Annotated in this window: 19 protein-coding genes; 10 read left to right on the plus strand and 9 right to left on the minus strand. The window is 71.2% G+C overall.

Going from position 1 to position 18,033, the window contains the following annotated elements:
• The first annotated feature begins 103 nt into the window (after nucleotides 1–103).
• On the plus strand, nucleotides 104–1,606 hold the full coding sequence (locus tag O7615_RS15150; RefSeq protein ID WP_278178232.1) for a hypothetical protein: 1,503 nt from the start codon (nucleotides 104–106) through the stop codon (nucleotides 1,604–1,606).
• The gene (locus O7615_RS15155) at nucleotides 1,603–2,208 is read left to right on the plus strand and encodes a hypothetical protein (RefSeq protein ID WP_278178233.1); all 606 of its coding nucleotides are present in this window, start codon (nucleotides 1,603–1,605) and stop codon (nucleotides 2,206–2,208) included. Before O7615_RS15150 ends, O7615_RS15155 begins: the two co-directional genes overlap by 4 nt.
• A gap of 563 nt (nucleotides 2,209–2,771) precedes the next feature.
• On the opposite strand, the gene O7615_RS15160 is transcribed toward O7615_RS15155, so the two are convergent.
• Both O7615_RS15160 and O7615_RS15165 read right to left on the minus strand, forming a co-directional pair.
• On the minus strand, nucleotides 2,772–3,452 hold the full coding sequence (locus O7615_RS15160) for a 2'-5' RNA ligase family protein (protein ID WP_278178235.1): 681 nt from the start codon (nucleotides 3,450–3,452) through the stop codon (nucleotides 2,772–2,774).
• Nucleotides 3,445–4,098: a 2'-5' RNA ligase family protein gene (locus tag O7615_RS15165; protein ID WP_278178237.1), complete on the minus strand. Its 654-nt coding sequence runs from the start codon at nucleotides 4,096–4,098 to the stop codon at nucleotides 3,445–3,447. The genes O7615_RS15160 and O7615_RS15165 overlap by 8 nt, the downstream gene beginning before the upstream one ends.
• A 416-nt stretch (nucleotides 4,099–4,514) precedes the next feature.
• Here O7615_RS15165 and O7615_RS15170 point away from each other — a divergent pair, with 416 nt between their 5' ends.
• Nucleotides 4,515–5,375: a protein phosphatase 2C domain-containing protein gene (locus tag O7615_RS15170; RefSeq protein WP_278178238.1), complete on the plus strand. Its 861-nt coding sequence runs from the start codon at nucleotides 4,515–4,517 to the stop codon at nucleotides 5,373–5,375.
• A 108-nt stretch (nucleotides 5,376–5,483) separates the two neighbouring features.
• Here the strand turns inward: O7615_RS15170 and O7615_RS15175 are convergent, their stop codons facing one another.
• Genes O7615_RS15175 through O7615_RS15185 form a run of 3 tightly spaced genes read right to left on the minus strand, consistent with a single transcriptional unit; the run spans nucleotide 5,484 to nucleotide 7,233 of the window.
• Nucleotides 5,484–6,116 carry a hypothetical protein gene (locus O7615_RS15175; protein WP_278178240.1) on the minus strand — a complete coding sequence of 211 codons (633 nt, stop codon included), beginning with the start codon at nucleotides 6,114–6,116 and terminating at the stop codon, nucleotides 5,484–5,486.
• Nucleotides 6,116–6,460 (minus strand): hypothetical protein, encoded by a 345-nt coding sequence (locus O7615_RS15180; RefSeq protein ID WP_278178242.1) that lies wholly within the window; start codon nucleotides 6,458–6,460, stop codon nucleotides 6,116–6,118. Before O7615_RS15180 ends, O7615_RS15175 begins: the two co-directional genes overlap by 1 nt.
• Entirely contained in the window at nucleotides 6,457–7,233 is a 777-nt protein-coding gene (locus tag O7615_RS15185; protein WP_278178243.1) for a histidine phosphatase family protein, read from the minus strand. Before O7615_RS15185 ends, O7615_RS15180 begins: the two co-directional genes overlap by 4 nt.
• 694 nt (nucleotides 7,234–7,927) lie before the next feature.
• Between O7615_RS15185 and O7615_RS15190 the strand changes: the two genes are divergently transcribed.
• From O7615_RS15190 to O7615_RS15200, 3 genes are all read left to right on the plus strand, one after another.
• Nucleotides 7,928–8,446: a hypothetical protein gene (locus O7615_RS15190; protein ID WP_278178244.1), complete on the plus strand. Its 519-nt coding sequence runs from the start codon at nucleotides 7,928–7,930 to the stop codon at nucleotides 8,444–8,446.
• A gap of 287 nt (nucleotides 8,447–8,733) precedes the next feature.
• Nucleotides 8,734–8,895, plus strand: coding sequence for a hypothetical protein (locus O7615_RS15195; protein ID WP_278178245.1), 162 nt, complete (start codon nucleotides 8,734–8,736; stop codon nucleotides 8,893–8,895).
• A gap of 309 nt (nucleotides 8,896–9,204) precedes the next feature.
• The gene (locus tag O7615_RS15200) at nucleotides 9,205–10,539 is read left to right on the plus strand and encodes an ATP-binding protein (RefSeq protein ID WP_278178246.1); all 1,335 of its coding nucleotides are present in this window, start codon (nucleotides 9,205–9,207) and stop codon (nucleotides 10,537–10,539) included.
• On the opposite strand, the gene O7615_RS15205 is transcribed toward O7615_RS15200, so the two are convergent.
• Nucleotides 10,536–10,667, minus strand: coding sequence for a hypothetical protein (locus O7615_RS15205; protein WP_278178248.1), 132 nt, complete (start codon nucleotides 10,665–10,667; stop codon nucleotides 10,536–10,538). The genes O7615_RS15200 and O7615_RS15205 overlap by 4 nt on opposite strands.
• Between O7615_RS15205 and O7615_RS15210 the strand changes: the two genes are divergently transcribed.
• The 3 genes from O7615_RS15210 to O7615_RS15220 all read left to right on the plus strand — a co-directional run bounded on the left by O7615_RS15210 (nucleotide 10,666) and on the right by O7615_RS15220 (nucleotide 12,909).
• The gene (locus O7615_RS15210) at nucleotides 10,666–11,238 is read left to right on the plus strand and encodes a dihydrofolate reductase family protein (protein WP_278178250.1); all 573 of its coding nucleotides are present in this window, start codon (nucleotides 10,666–10,668) and stop codon (nucleotides 11,236–11,238) included. The genes O7615_RS15205 and O7615_RS15210 overlap by 2 nt on opposite strands.
• Before the next feature lies 1 nt (nucleotide 11,239).
• A complete protein-coding gene (locus tag O7615_RS15215) occupies nucleotides 11,240–11,983 on the plus strand; it encodes a hypothetical protein (protein ID WP_278178252.1) in 744 nt (247 codons plus the stop codon).
• 665 nt (nucleotides 11,984–12,648) lie between these two features.
• Complete coding sequence (locus tag O7615_RS15220; RefSeq protein WP_278178253.1) at nucleotides 12,649–12,909, plus strand: hypothetical protein; 261 nt, start codon at nucleotides 12,649–12,651, stop codon at nucleotides 12,907–12,909.
• 428 nt (nucleotides 12,910–13,337) lie between these two features.
• Here O7615_RS15220 and O7615_RS15225 read toward each other — a convergent pair whose 3' ends face one another.
• Complete coding sequence (locus O7615_RS15225; protein ID WP_278178254.1) at nucleotides 13,338–13,802, minus strand: nucleoside 2-deoxyribosyltransferase domain-containing protein; 465 nt, start codon at nucleotides 13,800–13,802, stop codon at nucleotides 13,338–13,340.
• Nucleotides 13,799–14,176, minus strand: coding sequence for a hypothetical protein (locus O7615_RS15230; RefSeq protein ID WP_278178256.1), 378 nt, complete (start codon nucleotides 14,174–14,176; stop codon nucleotides 13,799–13,801). The genes O7615_RS15225 and O7615_RS15230 overlap by 4 nt, the downstream gene beginning before the upstream one ends.
• Nucleotides 14,177–15,104: 928 nt before the next feature.
• Between O7615_RS15230 and O7615_RS15235 the strand changes: the two genes are divergently transcribed.
• On the plus strand, nucleotides 15,105–16,598 hold the full coding sequence (locus tag O7615_RS15235; protein WP_278178257.1) for a hypothetical protein: 1,494 nt from the start codon (nucleotides 15,105–15,107) through the stop codon (nucleotides 16,596–16,598).
• Between the two features lie 133 nt (nucleotides 16,599–16,731).
• Here the strand turns inward: O7615_RS15235 and O7615_RS15240 are convergent, their stop codons facing one another.
• On the minus strand, nucleotides 16,732–17,787 hold the full coding sequence (locus O7615_RS15240; protein WP_278178258.1) for a hypothetical protein: 1,056 nt from the start codon (nucleotides 17,785–17,787) through the stop codon (nucleotides 16,732–16,734).
• Between the last annotated feature and the right edge of the window lie 246 nt (nucleotides 17,788–18,033).

Genomic DNA, 18,033 nt, shown 5'->3' on the forward strand with positions numbered 1-18,033 from the left:
GTCGCGCGCATTCCAGCGGCGGGTAGCCAGGGTCGGGGCGGCTCTGGCACGCTGAGACAGCAGTGACGCTGGGCTATCTGTTGGTGACGGAGGATTGCGGGACGTGGAGGACGCGGACAAGCGCAGGCGGCTCGGGATGGGTGCGGTGGGGCAGCTGCTGGGTGTGCCCCGGCTGATGGTGTGGTGGTGGGTCAAGACCGGGCAGCTGACCGAGACCGGCCTCGACGACGGCCAGCGGTGGTGGTCCGAGGACGACGTCTACCAGTGGGTGTTGCGTCGACGTGACGGTGACTGGTCGGGGCGGGTGCCGGTGACCGCGTGGCCGTCCATGCCGTTGCATACCGTCTACGAGGCGGCGGTGCAGTTGCCCGGGGCGGTGGCGTTGCGCTGGCGAACGCGGTGGGGTCCGGTGCATCTGGTATGGCCGTTGCCGACCGCGGCGCGGGCGCCGCATCGGCAGTGGGTCGAGCAACTCACCCCGGGTGGTGACGGCGCGGTGCTCGTCGTGTCGGGTGGCTTCTCGCTGCGGCACGGCCCGGAACTCAAGGGTCTGCTGCCCGGGCTGTCGGCGCGGGCCTACACCCCGACCTGGATCGAGGTGGCGGCCGTGGTGGGCCACCCGCTGCCGTGGTGGCCGGTGACCCTGCGGGACGCGCGGCTGCTGCGGGACTGGACGCCGTCCACCGACACGGTCACCGCGATGGCGGTTCCCGCGTTGGACACCGCCGCGTTGCTCATGATGGCGTCGACCTACCCGCAGACCCACCCGGCCGCGCGGGTGCTGGTCCACCTCGCGCGTCTGGCGCACGCTCAGGCCGCCAGCTCCGCCGAGACACTGGTGAGCATGGTCGAGGGCGCCGATCTCCCGGACGGGGTGCTGCGGATCGCCGCTCGACCGATGCCGGTGCCGGACGGCGACCTCGACGCGGTCGACCCGACCCATCGCCGCGCCGGCTGGCTCGACCTGCTGGCCCGCACCGACGACCTCGCCCGCCGCTGCGTGCGTGAGGTGACCAACTGGGACGCCGGTTCCGACCTGCCCTACAGCAACCCTCAGAGCATCGAGGAGAACGACAGTGTTTGGGCGTATGCGTGGACGCGGCGACTGGTCCCCACTGCCCGCACGGCCGCGTTCGAAGTCCTCGCCCGACCGGACGAGCCCGGTACCGCGCTGGTCGACCCCTACACCGACGCTCCGGTCTGGCACAACGGTGTCGGCGACTACACCGCCGCCATGCCCCAACGGCTACCGGCGACCGCGCCGTTGGCCGAGCTGATCCTCGACGGCCCGGTCTGGGTGCGCACCGCCGACGACAAGATCTACCCCGCTCCGGGCGACTCCTACTACGGCATCAGCTGGGGCTACAACGGATCCGGACCCGGCTCACTCGCGCTACTCGTCGACGCGCTGCTCGACGACATCAACACACAAGCACCGGCCGACGCCGTCGGTGCTCCGCCGGGCCTGGAAGCCCTGTTCTCCCGCAAACTGCCCGACCGCACCGTACTCACCCGCGCCCAACTGGAGGCCGCCCGCCGCGGCGAGCAGGTCATCATCGCCGTCGACGACGTCGACCCGGCCGACACCGAGGACGACCAGCCATGAGCGCCACCACCCCGGACCCGCCGTCGCCGATCGAGGACACGGACGCCAGCTGGCCCGCCATGCTCAACGAATGGGCCGCGGACCGGTGGCAGCGCGTCCATCGCACCCGTGACAGCGCCGACTGGCCACCCGCATGGCTCGTGCCGTCGGCCGGCATCGTCGGGGTGCTCCTGGTCGCGCTCCTGCTGGTCGGACTCATCCTTCCCCTGATCCGCTGGCTGGCCACCCTCGTCACCTCGATGCTCGGCGACGGCGCCGACTGGCTACGCGACTACCTCACCACCCACGCCGCCGGCCTGCCCGTCACCTCCGAGACCCTGTGGTGGACCTGGTGCGCCGCCGGAATCGCTCTGTTCACGCTCGCGTTCCTCGCCCGCGCCGTCGCCGCTCGGCTCGGCTGGATCCTCTTCGGCACCGCCACCGTGGCCATGGTCTGGGCCGCGACCCCAGGCCCGGCCCGGACCACCGCCGCGGGTATCGCCGCCCTCTGGTGGATCACGCTCAGCCTGCTCGCGCTGCGCCGCCCCTGGTCCCCGCCGGCAGTCACGGTTCACCTACCCGAGCTGCCCCGGCTCGCGGGCATCCTGCGCCGCCGCGAGTAGCCGACGGTGGGCCTGCGGGCCGATGACATCACCGCCCCTGTGGTGTTCCGGCGGGGTGGTGACCTCGGCGTGCGGTTCGGCTGGTGGGCGATGGTCGGCACCGCCGGTGTCGGTCACAAGATCAGCGTGAGCCCCGGGGTTGTTCGTTCCTGTGCCTCGGTTGCCGCGCCGTCGACCCCGCTGGCTCGCGGTGCGCGGGGGATGGCTGTCGCGCCGGGTTGGTGTCGGCGGCGCCGCTGGTGTGCGTCGCGGAGCCGCAGCCGGGTTGCGGGGTTCAGTGTCGGACCAGTTCGACGCGCGTTGTAGCGCGGAACGCGCGCTGCGGTAGGGCAGGAACCGCAGGAAGCGTCGGTAGGGGGCCGACGCCGGGTCGATCGACGCGGGGCGTCGCGCCCCGACCAGCCCGCTCGCCGGTTGCTCACCCCGGCGGCGGATCGGGTCGCTGGCGAAGGATTCGCCACACCACGCCCTGCGCGGCCCACATGACACCGTCGAAGCGCTGACGTGGATCCTGGTCGGACGGGCCGCGTGCGTGCGGTGGCGGTCGCCGGGCGGGGTCGATGTCAGCCCGGTTGGGGGTGCCCGAGGGGGATGCGGCGGGCGGTGTCGGTGTCCCAGGCCAGTCCGGTGGGGCCCCACGTGTTCTGGTCGACGAGCAGCACGGCGTCGACCGGCATGGTGGCCGGGGTGATGAGGTGCTCGGTGTCGGGGGCGAAGGTGTACGCGATCCGCGACGCCAGCGCGTCGGTGTCAGCACGCTGGCGGCCGTAGCAGGCGGTGATGTGTGGGCGCCACGGCCGGGCCGGTGGGGGTTCGGGTGCGGCCTGCGCGCCGAAGACCTCGCGGATCGCTGCCCGGGCCGCGGCGGCCACCGCGTCGGCCTGAGGGTGGGGCGCGACGTACAGCTCCAGGGCGTACAGGCCCATGATCGCCGGGCCGACGGTGACGTCGAAGGGTGCGATGTGCCGCAGCCGGGCGCCAAGCGCGGTGTGTAGGTCGTCGAGGTGCTCGGCTGTGATGTCGGCAGTGAGCTGGTCGAGCCAGGCCACGGTCAAATGCCTGAACTCGGGAGCGACGGGGCGGAACACCGCCTCGAACGGTCGGCTGTCATCCTGCTCGGCCCACCACGTCCGAGTCTGCGCGAGGTAGACTTCTGCCAGCGCGTGGACCTGCCCGGATGCGGGGATCTCGATGTGAGGCCGTGAACCGGGCGGTGACCACATCGTCTCATCGAAGCTACGCAACGGCTGCTCCTGCGCCCAGGGGGATGCGGGCGACCGTCTCCCACCGGTAGGTGCTTGCGGTGGCGTCCTGTTCCACGTCCACGACGTGCACCTCGTCGACGCTCAGCCTGGCGCGGGCCGGTCGGACCTGCTTGCGCAGCGCCGACTGGATCCGCCCCGAATCCTCGTCCGCTACTCCGTAACCGATCGTCACGTGTGCAGGGCTCGGATCCATCGCCGAGGCGGCGCCGCCGAACACGTCGGCGATGGCCGCCTTGACCGCGGAGTCCAAGGCCTTCCACGGACCGCCACGGTGATCGCCGTCGACGTCGATGAGCACCGAGGTCATGGTCGCCATGGGCGGGCCGGCGGTGCTGGTGAACGCCGGCACCGCGGCGAGCCGGTCGGTCAGCGCGCTCGTGAACGCGGCCCGCTGCGCGGTGCTGATGTCGGCGGACGGGATCCCGGCGACCGCCCGGACGGTCGCGTGCAGCCACTCGTCGGGTACCTCGGCAAGGCAGTGACTGAAATCCGGCCGCACCACCGACCGGGTCCGGGTGACCAGGTCGTGCAACGCGGTATCACGGGTCAGGTCGGGAACGATGTAGACCTGCAGCTTCCGGGTGCCCGTCGCCCACGTCCGAGCACCGGTGATGAACCGTTGCACCTACCCTCCTATGAGGACTCGGCGGTAGTCGTCGTCGGAACATTGTCAACTGCCCGACGCCTCGGCCGCCGCGCATTGTCCGATAGCCGTCGAGGCCAGCCTGCGGCGTGCCACGGACGTGCGCCGGGCCTCAGGCCCGAGTTCTCGGTGCTCTCGGATTTGCCGGTCCAGGCTGGCTGCCGCGTTCGGGCCGATACCGCAGGTGCGCCGGCCGCGTGCCGACCGACCGGGATGGTGACTGTTCTGGTCATCGAGATAGACGAGCGGCACGGGGTGCGATGGTGGCAGGCGAGGTACGCCGTCGGGCCCTGTGGCAGTGGCACGGCAGGTACTGGCCGACTACGGCGATAGGTCCGGGGGCGGTACGGTGGCGTGCCGAACATGTCGTGCAACGGTGTCGCCGAGGGCGTGAGTGCATGCTGGTGTGGACAGTCGCCGAGCAGCAGCAGATCCCGAAGGGGTCGGGGCGGGGCGAAGATCGTCTCGTGCTGCGCCGCGAGGGGTCGGGGCTGCGGTTGGGCGCGGTGATCGACGGGGCGACGGACAAGAGCGGGCGCGACTACGGTGGACGCACCGGCGGCGCTATCGCGGCACAGTGCGTCGCGGACGCCCTCGCCGAGCACGCCGTGGACCTCAGCCCGACGGACGCGGTAGCTATGGTGACCGACCGACTGGCCGCGCTTCGACGGCGCTGGGCGATCGACCCGGACGATGCGCTCGCGCCGAGCGCTGTCGCCGCCGTTGTCGTGCCGCGCCGCGGCGAGATTTGGCGGGTGGGCGATGTGCACGTGGCCCTGCGCCGCGGGGCCGGTGACTGGCAGGTGTACCCCGCCGACAAGACAATCGACCGCGTGGTGGCCTCGGCGCGGGCCGCGCTGCTGCACTGCCTGCTGGCCGCTGGGGCGAGCGCGGCGGACCTGGCCGCTACGGACCCGGGCCGCGCCATGGTCATGCCCCTGCTGCGCGCGCAGGGCGTGCTCGCCAACCGCGACGATGAGCACCCGCTCGGCCACGGTGTCCTCGACGGCCGCGCGGTGCCGGCCCGCTACGTGGAGGTCATCCCGGTACCACCGGGCGTGCGGGAGGTGGTGCTCGCCTCCGACGGCTACCTCACCCCCGCGCCCACCTGGGCCGCCGCTGAGTCCGAACTCGCCGCTTCGCTGCGGGCCGACCCCCTACGCATCGGCCCGAACCCGGGAACGAAAGGGCTCGCGGACAGCTACAGCTTCGATGATCGCACCTACCTTCGGCTGACCGTGAGGAACCGGTCCGACTGAGTCCGCGTCGCGGCGGGCCCACGCGGGCATCGGATGCCTCGGCCGGCACTTGGCCTCTCGCGGCCGGGCGACGGCGGGGTACGACGCCCGGCCGGAGGGCTGCGGCGGTCATCGAGGCCGGGTGTGGTGCGACGCTGTCGGCGGCGGCAGCGCGTGGTGGTCGACCGGCAGGCCGCCGATCCGGGTGAGTTCTTTCAGAGCGGTGTCGAGCAGGGCCAGCGCCTGGGCCCTGAGCGGTGCGTTGACCGTGTCGATGGCGCGCAGGCACTGCTCGACGTGCAGGACGGCGCTGTCGAGGCGGTGCTGCTCGGGATGGTGCCCTGCGGTGCGGGTGGCGGTGTCGATGATGCGGGCAGCGGCGCCGTGCACGCCACGAGAGTGGGTGTCGATGTCGGTGGCGGTGAGGACGAGGTGGCTGGTCAGGTGCGGCAGGTCGGCGGGCAGCAGTCCGAGGCGCCCGACGGTGTCGATGGCGGCGCGTTGGGCGGCCTGTCGTGCGTGGCGGCGGGTGTGTTCGATGAGGCCGATCGCTGTGGCGATCTGCGTGATGACGTGCGGTGCCGTGTCCTGCAGGTGCGGGGCGCAGTGGTGCAGCCGGTCGCGTAGTGTTTCGATCTCCGTTGCAGCTTCGTTGGTGGCGAATTCTCCGTCGACAAGGATGCGCCGCAGGCCGAAGTGGACGTCGAGGAACAGCTGCCATACCGCCTGACGGCGTAGCGCTTTCGCGTGTCGTCGCACCATCACGTCGCTGCCTGCCCTTCGGTGGGTTCCTGCCGACCAGATCGGGCGGTGATGTCGTGCGCCACGCGCGGGATCCGCGGGGCGCAGCCGACCGTGCCGGCGTGCACCGCCTCGACGGCGCCGGTGAGGCAGACCCGTAGGACGCGGGGATCCGCCGCGCCGGGCTCGGGGCGGGTGACACCGGTGGTCAGGTCACGGGTCTGCCGGACGCTTCTCCGGGCTATGCGGGCAGCGCAGGGGGCGCAGCGCAACAGGTCCTGGGAGGGTAGGCGCGGGTTGGCCGCATCGCGCGTGCCGCGGCAGCCCTCGCCCGCGGGGCGGGCGCGGCGTGCTTGGGCCGTCATGCGTCGGGCCGTTGGCCGGTGGGCTGGTTCCAGGTGGTCGTCCGCAGCCCGCTCGTGATGGCCTCGAAGCGGCTGACCGACGCGTTTCCCAGCGGTTGACGGCGTGCCAACTCGGCGACGTCTGTCCAGGTCAGCCCGTCGGCAATCATGCGTACGAGGAGGATGACGGCGTTATGCGCGACGGCCAAGACCCGTTGCCCTGGGTAGTGGACGTGCAGATCAGCAACAAGGGCGGCTATCCGATCATGCATATGCGCGTACGATTCACCGCCCGGTGGCTGGTAGTGGTACGGGCCTGCCGCGCGCCGCCGATCACGTTCGGCGGGAAAACGCTGATCAACCTCTACCGACCGCATCAGGGACAGTTCACCCATGAGGCGGTCGGTCAACCGGTCATCGATAACCGCCTCAGGCAGGGACACGCCACTGGCGTCGGCGGCGATCTGCCAGGTCCGCCAGGCGCGCCGGTACGGCGAGCACCGCACCACCTGCGGGCGCCGGCCGGCCGGCAGCGCGGCGAGCCAGCTGCCGACCCCGGCCGCCTCCTGGCGGCCCTGCGGCGACAGGTCGACCTCGGCGTCCGGCCCTGTCAATCCGGTCTCCGCCCGCCCTGCGGCGATTGCCGCCTGGTAGGCGACGTTGGCCAGGCTCTCCCCGTGCCGCATGATGACCAGCTCGGCGATCACCATCCGCGCCCTGTCACGACCGCCGCCGCACTCACCTCGACCTCGTGCCTGCGGCTCCGGCGGCGACGCGGCGAGGTCCGCATCCACGGCATCTCCCTCGGTAGCCGGTCGTCGGTGTCCGCCGCGGGTAGCCAGCGGCACCGTTGCCCTCCTGACCGCGCATTCTGCCAGGTCCGTCAGGCGCTGCGGTACGGGACAACACCGCACGACCTGTGGCGGGTGTGTCGCCCGGAGGCCTGCCACGCCACGCTTCGAGGGCGGGCCGCCTGCTGACACTCGGCCAGCGGCACATCGATGCTGGCCGAGCTGCACCGTCCGGTCAGAGTACCGGAATCCCGCGCTCCGTCGGCCGGGCACGGAACCGGCGCGATCGGGAACTCGCCGACCACCAACGGCCATACGTCATCGACAAGCCGCATCTCATCGCGGACCTGAACAGGCTCGCCAGCCCGGCGGCACGTTTCCATGATCAACCGCGCGGACCTGACCGCACGCGGAGCAAGCCTCGCCCGACGGGGCGGTCGGCAGCGGAGGGCGTCATGCGCGACATCGCGCGGGCCGCACGCGGCGTCGCACGGCGAGACCGGGCCCCGCAGCACCGTGTACCGAAGCAGGACCCTTGAGCTTGGGGCGAGGTTTCGCGGTGCGAACGAGGTCAACGTCGTCGGGTTCGAGATCGCGGCCGGCGACCCCGACATATCTGGTGCCCCGCCGGTCCGGGCTTGGCCGGCTGTGTCGATTGCCGCAGAATCGCAGGGTGACCGTCCATCGGCGAGAACCCATGATCACCGATGCTGAGCACATGCTGCTCGACTACGTCCGCGGTTACGCCGATCTGATCGACGCCAGCAACCAGATCGCCGACGGCTGGCGTCACGCGACGTCCTTCCACTTGCTCCTCGCGTCCGGTCGCCTGTTCACTCCGGGCCCACTGCCGCGCGGGCTCGGCAAGATGCGCGACCGGTTCTGCTTCATCAACGCCGCGACAGCTGCGCGCCGAAGCCATGGCCTGCTCTACGCCGAAGGCATCGCGTCCTTCACCGTACGGGGGCAGCCGTTGAGTGTGCCGCACGCCTGGTGTGCCGCCACCGACGGCACCGCGGTCGACCCCACGTGGGACGCCGGCATGGGGGTTGCCTACCTGGGCATCGCGATCACGGATGCGTCGTTGTGGCCGACCAGCAACGGTGGTCTGTTCGACGATCACCGGCAGAGCGCACCCGTTCTCCGGGACGGGTTCACACCCGGCGCCACCGCCGCCCTAGGCCGAGCGCTACCACTCCACCAGGAGCGCGCCTGACCCGCCGCCGGGCCGAGGTGCGGATCGGCCACCGCGGCGCGGGCCGCCGTCGCGGAACCCGGGCTCCTCGCCCGGCGATCAGTGCTGATACGCGTCTAGGATCGGTCGCAGCGACCCTAAGGATGACGATGACCCCACGACCGCAAAGGCACCCGTTCACGCCGATCGTGTGCACGGTCTGCGGGACAGAGAATTCGGTCGGCGCGTCCGTTCGACCAGGCGCCGACGCGAGCAAGCCACCAGGCGACAACGCGATATTCATGTGTGCGCAATGCGGGGAGCTGTCGATGCCTGTCATCGAAGACGGCGAGATCGTCGGAGCGCGCGAGCCGAACTTCGTCGAGTTGGAGTATTTCCACCGGCACTACGGCCCCATCGCCCGCAAGGCCGCCGAACTTCGTGCCAGCCTCTTCCGCAACCCGCCGCGCGAGCAACCGCCGGCGGGGTAGGTCCGCGCACGGGTTGCGCTCGGCCGGCTCCCGCAAGATCATCCGGCCTGGTCGGGCGCGCTCACCCGCGCAACACCCACGGCCGGTGACTATGACGACCCGGCGCCACGAGGAATCGGCCGGGCAGGGTGACCACGGGGGAAGCCACTCTGCCCAGCCGATTCCTCGACCGTACGAGTGGCCTGCGCCGGCGACAACTGGCCAGTCGGGTGCCGTCACGCCACCCCATCGTCGCGGTGATCGTCCAGTCGGAAGTGCCACGGACCTTGCGATTTGCCCGACCACGACGCGGCGGTCCACGATCAGCCCATGCCGAGCGTGCGGAACCGCCGACTGGAACAGCTCCTCGGTGGACCGATTGACGAGTCCCTGACCTACGGGCAGGTCACGGGCCTCATCCCGGCCACCGCCGAAGGCCCCGACCTGGACATCAAGCGCGACACGTACGGCGGCCGGGACAGGGACCGCAAAGCGCTGTGCGGCGATGTCGGTGGCCTGGCCAACGCCAACGGCGGCGTGCTCATCCTCGGCATGGACGAGGACAGCCAGGGACGCGCCGCGAAGGCCGACGGTGTCGACATCAGCGACGCCGAACGCCTCCGGCTTCACCAGAGCGTCGTCGCCAACATCCACCCGACGCCGACGTTCGACATCATCCCGGTCGAGAACCCCGACCGGCCGGGTACCGGCTTCCTCATCATCTCGGTCGCCCGGACAGCGACGGCGCCCCACGCCTACATCCAGAACAACTCGCTGCTCTACCCCAAACGCATCGGCACCCAGACCGTGTGGCTTACCGAAGCACTGGTGGCCGAGGCGTACCGCGCCCGATTCGCCGGCCTCGCCGACCGCATCACCGAAGCTGCCCGCATCGAGCAGGACTTCACCACCCGCCTCGACAACCGGCAATCCTGGCTCGTGGCCACCCTCGTACCCGACCTGCCCGGGGCCTTCCGCATCGACACGGCCACACTCAAGGCCTTCGACGATGACATCGCCGGCCGTCCCATCCTGGGACTGGACATCCCAGTCGCGCGCTTCCGACGGGCCGGGGTTCGCCACCGCCGGCTGATGGGCTACGGCGAGTCCGACACACACGGGCGGTACCTGGATCTTGCCTGCGAACTGCACGAGAACGGCAGTGCCAGCATCGCTTCCTGCTTCGACCCCCGACAGCCTCGACCCGGCCACGACGGGCCACCGCCACCGAGCCTCATCAACGACGAGATCCTCGTCGCCACCGTCGCCGCAGCGCTGAGGTTCCTCGCGGTGCACGCCCGGGACCGCGCGGCGGCAGGCGGCCTCGCCACCGTGCGGGCCACCATCTTCCCGGTAGGGCCGGACCGGCCGGCCCGTCTCGTGCACTCCCGCCTCGGCGGCGTCGACAACCTGGGTACTTACCCTGTGTGGCAGCCGCCGGTCGCCGACACCGTCGCTGACATCGACGAACTGGCCACCGACGGTCGGGATCTGCTGGCCGCCACGTACCACCTCGCCACCGGCCTGGTCCAGGAGTTCGGCCGCCCGGAAGCGCTCCAGCTCACCGCCGATGGGAACGTGCGGCGACGCTACTGGGACCGGCAGGCGCAGCCCGACGTGATGCGATACGCCGAGCAGCACGACATCGACGTCATCGACGACTAGCCGGACTGACGCTGCCACCGCAGCCCACCCGCCGGACGGGCCGGCTTGCCGAGCGGCGACGCCGCCACCGCCCGCCGGGACTCCTTCGCCCGCAGGTAGGCCACCCCGGCGTTAGACTCGCCGGCCATGGGTCTGCTCACCATCAGCCTCAATCTCACCCTGGACGGTTGTGTCGACCACCGGGAGGGGATCGCCGACGACGAGACGCACGCCTTCTTCACCCGTCTCATGGACGAGGGCGGGGCAATGCTGTGGGGTCGCGTCACCTACGAGATGATGGAGGGCTACTGGCCGATCGTCGCCCGCGGTGACGTGGAGGCGCCGCCGGCCCTGCGCGAGTGGGCGGTCAAGCTGGGGGCCAAACCGAAGTATGTGGTGTCGTCGACGCGCACGGACTTCGGGTGGACCAACAGCCACCACATCGCCGGTGATCTGCGCGAGGGCGTGCAGAAGCTCAAGGACGTGACGCCGGCCGGGGTCCTGCTCGGAAGCGGCAAGCTCGCGACCGAGCTCGACCGGCTGGACCTGATCGACGAGTACAAACTGCTCGTCCACCCCAGGATCGCCGGCCACGGCCCGACGCTGTACCAGGGCGGGCTACCCGGCACGCGCCGGCTCGAGTTGCTCTCGGCGGACCCGCTGCGCAACGGCGCGGTGGCGATGCACTACCGCCGCGCGCGCGGAGTTAGGAGAGCGTGAGGTGGAGCCGGAATCGCGCAGTGGCGGTGGCCCTGATCCGCAGGCGGCCGACGCGCCCGCAGCAGCCGCAGCTAAAGCCGACCACGCCGGTGCCGGCTCCTGGTCCGACGCGCTGGTCCTCGGTGGCGATCTGGCGCGGCTTTCCGTGCCCTGGGGTACGGCGGCCTCGTGGGACTGGGTCGCCACGCGGGGGATCATCGCGGTGGCCCTGCACGCGGTGGCGTGCCGGGACGAGGTGCCGGTGGCGGCGGTGCCGCTCGGCCAGCTGATCGTGCCGCTGCTGGATGAAGATCGATTCGTCACCCTCGTCACCACCGTGCTCGCCGCGCAGCTCGGCGACGCCGCGAACCCGGTGTCAGCGCAGTGGGCATGGCTGCGGCGACCGTGGGACCCGGACGCGCCGCCGGGCAAGCGCTGGGACGGACTGACCCGAGGCATAGGCCGTGGCCTACGGGATCCGGCGGTGGACGTGTGTCTGCTCTGGGCGGGCGCCGCGGTGGAGCAGGCCATGCTCAACGAGCGCGGCGGCCTGCACCGCGGTACGCGGGTGACGGTCTCCGGCGGAGAGCACGGCGGCCGAGTCGGGGTCGTGGAAGGCGCGGCCTGGCAGGTCGACCCACCCGGCACGGCGGTCGTAGCCGGACCGCCGGACGCCTATATGATCAACTTTGGTGCTGAGCTCGGCTACCGGCCCGTGCGGGTCCCGGCCGAGTACCTGGAGGCGGCAGAGCGGTCGGCGACCTGACGAACCGCCGCCGACACGCGGCATGTCGTGGCGTCGTGGTAGATGCTCGGCGGGCCGGTCACGGGCGCCGGCCCTGGCCGTGGGTGTGGCGGTCGGCGCGACGGGTCCGCTGGTCAGATGCCAGCCTTGTTCGGTTCGCTGGCCGACATGCGTGTTTGCCGGTCGGGTAGCTACCGGTTGTCGTGTGAGGGTTGGGCGTTGCACCACCGATCTGGGTAGGCGACGATGAGCAACGTCTCGGTCACCTAGTGCCGGCGGATGCTGGGCGTGTTCCTCGGGTAGCGGTGTGCGGAGTGGATGGGCTGACCGGTTGGGTTGATCGCCTGGCTTATCGTTGCTGGTACCGCTGGTGCGCTGAGCACGGTGGTCCTCGCGCCGCCACCAGTGACGGTCGAGGCCGGTGCCGTGCTGAGGCGTTCACGCCGGCGGAGCGAGAAGATCCCTGTCCCGTGATGCCTAGGGCTGCGGGCTGTCCACCGTAGGCTGTCGGTTGCAGACCGACACTTAACGATCATTGCTGGGGGAGCACGCTGATGACCACACCACCCCAGGCCCGGATCTCCGACCTCCCCGGGTGGCCGTGTCCACCCCGCATCCGGGACATCCCCACCACACGGCACAGCTGGGGCAAGGTGCATCTGAGTGAGGGGGACCCTGCGGCGCCTGTGGCCTATGACGAAGTCGGACGACTCTGGGCCAACGGTGACACGGCACCGAAGTTCGCGCTGATCGACAATCTCAATCCGAACCCAGGTGCCATCGTTTTTTGGACCGAGCGCGGACTCGGCGTCTACGTACACCCGAAGTCCTACCGCAGTCTGGGCTGCCTCAACTCCTGGGACATGGTGCCGGATACATGGGTGCCAATCGTTTTGGTAGCGACGGAGTTGCCCGCATTCGTGACGGAGAACCAGCACGCGCAGTGACCGGACGTTTCGCCATTCGGGAGGTATGTCAATGGGGTCGGCGGCACGAGGCCGGCGGCGCTGCGCGTCCGCCCACAACGAGCCACTGGTGACGGTTCGCCGTTGCCGGTCGGCTGGCAGATGCCGGCGGCATCTCCGTCCGTTTCGGTCACTGGGCGCGGGGACCGCGGTGCTGGCCGGCGAACCGGACCACGCTGATTCATCGACTGCCGGGCACATCGCAGGCCGGCATCAATGGCTCAATGTTTGCTCGTCTGCGGTGTGTACACACATCGGCGGCGCCGCGGCTTTCCTGGCTGGCGTACGGTGAACGCCTTCGCAAGGGGAAGCTCCGCCACGAGGTGCCTCAGCGGACTCCACCACGGCGGCGACAGGGCTGGGCTAGCAACTGTCCCGGAACGTCGGGCAGCGCATACCCGCGACAGTTGTCAGCGCGTCGGCGGGAGCCAGGTGCGCGCTGCGGCGACCGTGTCGGCGAGGGTGGTGTGCACGGTGATATCGGGTCGTGCGACGCTCATCTGGAGGATCAGGTCGCGGTGTCGGCGGTAGGCGGGGTCGGCGCCGACGGCGACCGGCACCCGCGCGGTGGCGGCATGCACGCCCAGCTCGTAGAGAGCGATCGGCTGGTCGCTGGTGGGCGATGCGGGGAACCAGAACAGGATCACGGAGGCGCGGTGCAGGTGCCGGTGCTCCCACGCGACCTGCTGCGCGGCGGCGGCGGCATCGTCCATCGGGTAGCGCGCGCGTCGGGGATTGAGCACCGTGCACGGTGTGTCCCGCAGCAGGGTGACCGCGTCTGCCTGCCAGTCGGGACATCCGGAGATTCCGCCGGCGAGGAAGATCGCCGTGTCGTCGCCGGTGTACTCCGTCGGCGACTCTATGTAGCGCGTCAACGGATGCCCTGTCGGCGGCGGCAGCGCTGAAGCACCGCCGTGAGGTCCTCGCGTACCGACCGCACGATGTCGTGGTGTGAGTCGGCCTCGCCACGGATGTCGGCGTCACGGCAGCGGTCGGCCGCCGCACGGCACTGGCGTACCAGGTCTGTCATGTCGGATTTCAGTCGCCGACCAGCCGGGCCGGCCGAGTCGAGGTGGCTGCCGGATTGGTCGACGAGGGTGTCGACCGCCGCCGCGATGTTGGTCAGCTGTCCCACGGCCCGCCCCGCGTCGTCTTCGGTGGGCAGCATCGGGTAGCGGCGCAGCAGCTCCTGCCAGGCATCGATGAGCCGCACCTCGACCTGCGGTCCGGTCTCAGCCCACACGGTCACGCCACCGCCGCCGTGATCCCACGCCACGTCACCGCCCGGGCGGCCGGCCCACCGCAGCCATGACTTGACCGCCTCTGGAGGATCCGCGTCTGGAGAATCGGATCGACCCGGAGAAAGAAGTTCGCGCCACCGCATGACCGCGATTGTCCCCGACTCCAGCCCTGCCCGGGTAGTGGGCGTGAACGGCGGTGGGGTGGCACCGGCCGGCAGGACGGGCCAGGGGCGGTGCGGACCTGATGTTCCGCGGCGATCGGGTCGGCTGGGTGTCGGGCGAGCTTCCATGGGCTCATGCGCGTGGCGGTCCTCGGAGGGGGAACAACTCTCGATGTGTGGTGCGGGCTAGGTAGGCTGACGCGATGGATGACGCCCTGGTGCGCGGCCGGTTGGGCGGGATGGACCGGCGTGTCGGGTAGACCGTGGCGGATGTGCTCGACGCGGTGTTTCCCGGCCAGCGGCACTGCGGCCGGTGGTCGGGATCGTGGTGGCCCGGTGCGCCCGAACGGTAGCGGCGGGCCTGCCGATCCGGGGCGTGGCAGGAGCAGAGCGCGACGACGGATGGACAGGTGCCGGGCTAGTGGTGACGCGCGTCGATGAGCAGATTGTGGCGTTTCTGGGGCCGCATCGGGAGGACGAGATCGCGTGGTCGCTGGGGCAGGATCCGTGCTATCGGTGTCCGCTGTGCGGCGAGGTTGGTGACAGCGACCGGGAGGATGTCACGGAGACGGTGCTGTATCACCGGACGGCGATGGCGGGTGGGTACAGCGGCGAGTCGACGATGGAAGGGTTCCGGCGGCCTAAGATGTCCGTGGTGCGGTGGTGGCTGGCCCGGGTCCATGAGGCATGCCGCACGGGGCCGCTGCTGCCGTGGTCGCAGGTGCCGGCGTGGGCGCGGCCGTCGCAGGGGCCGGACGTGGCCGAAACGAGGCCGTTGACCGATCAGGTACAGCGGTCGTGGACGGCGTCGATCACGGTGACCGGGGTGCCGATGTTGCGGTGGGCGCCCGCACCGCCCATCTGCCAGGTCGACGTCGACTTCAGCGGCCCATTGGGTATCGGGCAGGAGCGGCTGGTCGGTGTGGTGGTCGAGGAGATGCAGGTGCGTGGGGCGATGCCGCTCGACGACCGGGACCTGGTTCCGGACGCGGTCGGCGACCTGCGACTGCTGGACGGCTGGTACGCGCAGGTGTCTGGTGCGTCGATGACGGTGTGGATGCCGCCGTCGCGGTGGATGTGGGTGCTGCCGCCGGGCCGGCCACCGCGACGGGTGTTGTGCACCTTCGACGGGCTGCCCGCGTCGTGGCTGGCAGCGGTGGCGGCGCAGGACCGGCTGGTGCTGGAGGTGGCCTGTCCCGCGATCGACTGTCTGTCGTCGGATTCAGGACGAGGCTTCTCGCTGCCGCAGCGCGCCGGTGGCATGGTCGCGGCCGGAACCGTCGACGATGAGGACCGAGACCTGGTGCGGGACCGCCTCCGCCAGCGCCGTGCCCCGGCCCGGCCGGCCGCCGCCCTGATCGAGGTGGCCGGCCTGTGGGAGTCGGCGTCGGCCCGAGCGCGGAGCCTGGCCGAGGCCCACAACGCACAGGCGCCGGTCGGGCAGGCGGCCGATCCGGACCTGATCGCCCTGGTCATGGTCGGGTTGAGTCGGCAGGACGGGGTGAGTGAGGTCGAGCTGGCGGCGGTGGCGCGGCGGCTCGCTGACCCGGATCTCGATCTTGCGCGGTGGCTGGAGCTGATGATCGGGCCGACCACGGTCGTGGACCGGCTCGCCGACGTCGCCGCCGCCATCCGCGGCGCCTCGCGCGGCGACCTCCCGGCGTTGGCCTGGCCGCAGTTGGGTTGGGTCAGGGCAGCCGGGCGGGCGCGTGCCGCGGTGGACCGGCGCCGGCTTATCGACGCCGGCGGGCTCCGCCTGGGTGATCGGGTGCGGTGTCTGCCGGACCACGACGCCGACGGTGCCGTCTTCTCCGGGGAGGTGCGGGCGGTGTCGGGCATGACGTGGCCACCGGCCAGCCACCCGCAGCATGCGTGGCCGGAAACCTGGTTCGAGGTCGCCACCGACGCCACGAGCGACTATCCCCTTGCCGAGGGCCGGATCCTGCTGGCCGACGACGATGATCCCCGAGCCGTCAGCCAGGCAGCCTACTGCGCAGCTCAAGACCTCTACATCTACGCGCGGATCACCTCGGAGTGGCCGTCCGACCGAGACGACCCCCCACGCCGCGCGCGGATCCGCCAGCGCTACACCCTGCACACCAGCACCCCGGTACGGCGGATCCTGCGCGAGGTGCACGACGCTACGGACGCTGACCTCGACCGGGTCATCGCTGCCGCGATCGTCCGGCTGCGCGACCTCGCACCGCGGTACACCGTTCCAGGGGGCATACTCGCCACCGATCAAGACCCGCCCGGCGACCCCGCATAAGTCCCGCCGATCGCCGACGCGGGTGGCCCGCCCGGCGTCGACACCCGACTGCCCTGCTTCAGCAGCAACACGTGGCCGGTGACGCCAGCACCACGCCGGGGATGCCCCGAGGAGCGGGGCCTGAACGCCGGACTCATCCTGCCCCGGGCGCCTGTCGCATGGCTTCCGCGCCGTGGGGACCGTCCGTCGTACTACCGCGCGGCGTCGGAGGCGTGGTGAGGAAGACACCGTGGGCGGGTCTGCGGGTGGCCCAGGCCGGCGCCGAGGCCAGGAAGTGGGTGTCGATGTCGACCCGATGCCCGGAGACGATCATGTCGGCCAGATCCTGCGCCGCCCGGTCGATCCAGTCCTCGATGACGGCCCGCGCCAGCGTGACAAGCCGGTCCTGATGGGTCGGGTCGGCGCCGGTCAATCGGATCCAGGCGGCGTCGCCGAGCCCGGCGGGCGGACCGACAGCCAAGGTGGCGGCGACGGCCGGCCCGGTGAGCTGGTCGCGGATCGGTATCAGCTCGACAACGCCGGACTCGACGGCGTCACTGGTCATGGTGGAGGGGCGGGCCAGCCAGATCCGGCGGACCGCGCGGCGGATGGCCGCGGCGACCAGCACGATCACGGCGAGTTGATCCGGCTCGGTCAGGGTGGCCAGGTCCGGTTCGGTGGCGCGGCCCAGGGCGCGGGCGGCGCCGGTGAGGGTGTCGGCCCAGCGTAGGCACGGCCACCACTCGTGCACGGCCGCCGCGTGCGTGAGGAGCTGATCCGTGTGCGGCCCGGGCGGCCATACGGTGACCGGCGGCAGAGGCGGGGCGCCAGCGGGCTGCTCGGCGTCGACCGTCACCGCCGCAGCGTCGATCGTGATTCGCCAGCGCGGTCCGATCGGGGTGTGGAGGCCCCAGGGCAGACCGGTGGCCTGACCGGCCGTCTGCTGAACGCGCAGCACCTCGCTGGCCGAGATCGGCAATGGCCGGTAGAGCAGCCCCTGGTGCAGCGCCCGCTGGTAGGCGTCCACCTGCGCGGCCGTGACGAGGCCCGCGTCGACAGCCGACACCGCCAGAACAGTGTCATCGCCGACGGCGGGACGCCCGGTGAGGATCTGCGCCTCGGCAACGGTGAAGACAGGTTGTCGCAGCCGCGCCGCGGACCACGCCGCAGCCTGATCCTGCGGCAGGGTGTCGTCAGACCGGTTCGTCACAGCAACGTCCTTTCGCCATCCGGCTTTCCACCGGGCGAGGCTGCCGGCGGCGAACCGTCGACCCACCGTCGCTTGGAGACGAAGCGTACGACGGCTGGCGGCGCGGTAGGCGACACCAGCTCGGCCACGTACGAGGTGCGACGACCGAACATCACTTCTGGCGCTTCCGAGCTGGCTGATCGCGGCCTCCCCGGAGCGTCTGCCCTTGAACGCCCGACGGCCGCCTTCCTCACCAGGAACGCCGTG

It is taken from the genome of Micromonospora sp. WMMD1082 (genome assembly GCF_029626175.1).
In the GTDB taxonomy this organism is placed as follows: domain Bacteria; phylum Actinomycetota; class Actinomycetes; order Mycobacteriales; family Micromonosporaceae; genus Micromonospora.

Excerpts from the sequence above, each read along its gene's own strand:
- O7615_RS15195 (WP_278178245.1), top strand. The coding sequence starts at position 8,734 with ATGCCTGTCATCGAAGACGGCGAGATCGTCGGAGCGCGCGAGCCGAAC.
- O7615_RS15175 (WP_278178240.1), bottom strand. The coding sequence starts at position 6,116 with ATGGTGCGACGACACGCGAAAGCGCTACGCCGTCAGGCGGTATGGCAG.
- O7615_RS15200 (WP_278178246.1), top strand. The coding sequence starts at position 9,205 with ATGCCGAGCGTGCGGAACCGCCGACTGGAACAGCTCCTCGGTGGACCG.
- O7615_RS15170 (WP_278178238.1), top strand. The coding sequence starts at position 4,515 with ATGCTGGTGTGGACAGTCGCCGAGCAGCAGCAGATCCCGAAGGGGTCG.
- O7615_RS15205 (WP_278178248.1), bottom strand. The coding sequence starts at position 10,667 with ATGGCCGGCGAGTCTAACGCCGGGGTGGCCTACCTGCGGGCGAAGGAG.
- O7615_RS15210 (WP_278178250.1), top strand. The coding sequence starts at position 10,666 with ATGGGTCTGCTCACCATCAGCCTCAATCTCACCCTGGACGGTTGTGTC.
- O7615_RS15180 (WP_278178242.1), bottom strand. The coding sequence starts at position 6,460 with ATGACGGCCCAAGCACGCCGCGCCCGCCCCGCGGGCGAGGGCTGCCGC.
- O7615_RS15190 (WP_278178244.1), top strand. The coding sequence starts at position 7,928 with ATGATCACCGATGCTGAGCACATGCTGCTCGACTACGTCCGCGGTTAC.
- O7615_RS15155 (WP_278178233.1), top strand. The coding sequence starts at position 1,603 with ATGAGCGCCACCACCCCGGACCCGCCGTCGCCGATCGAGGACACGGAC.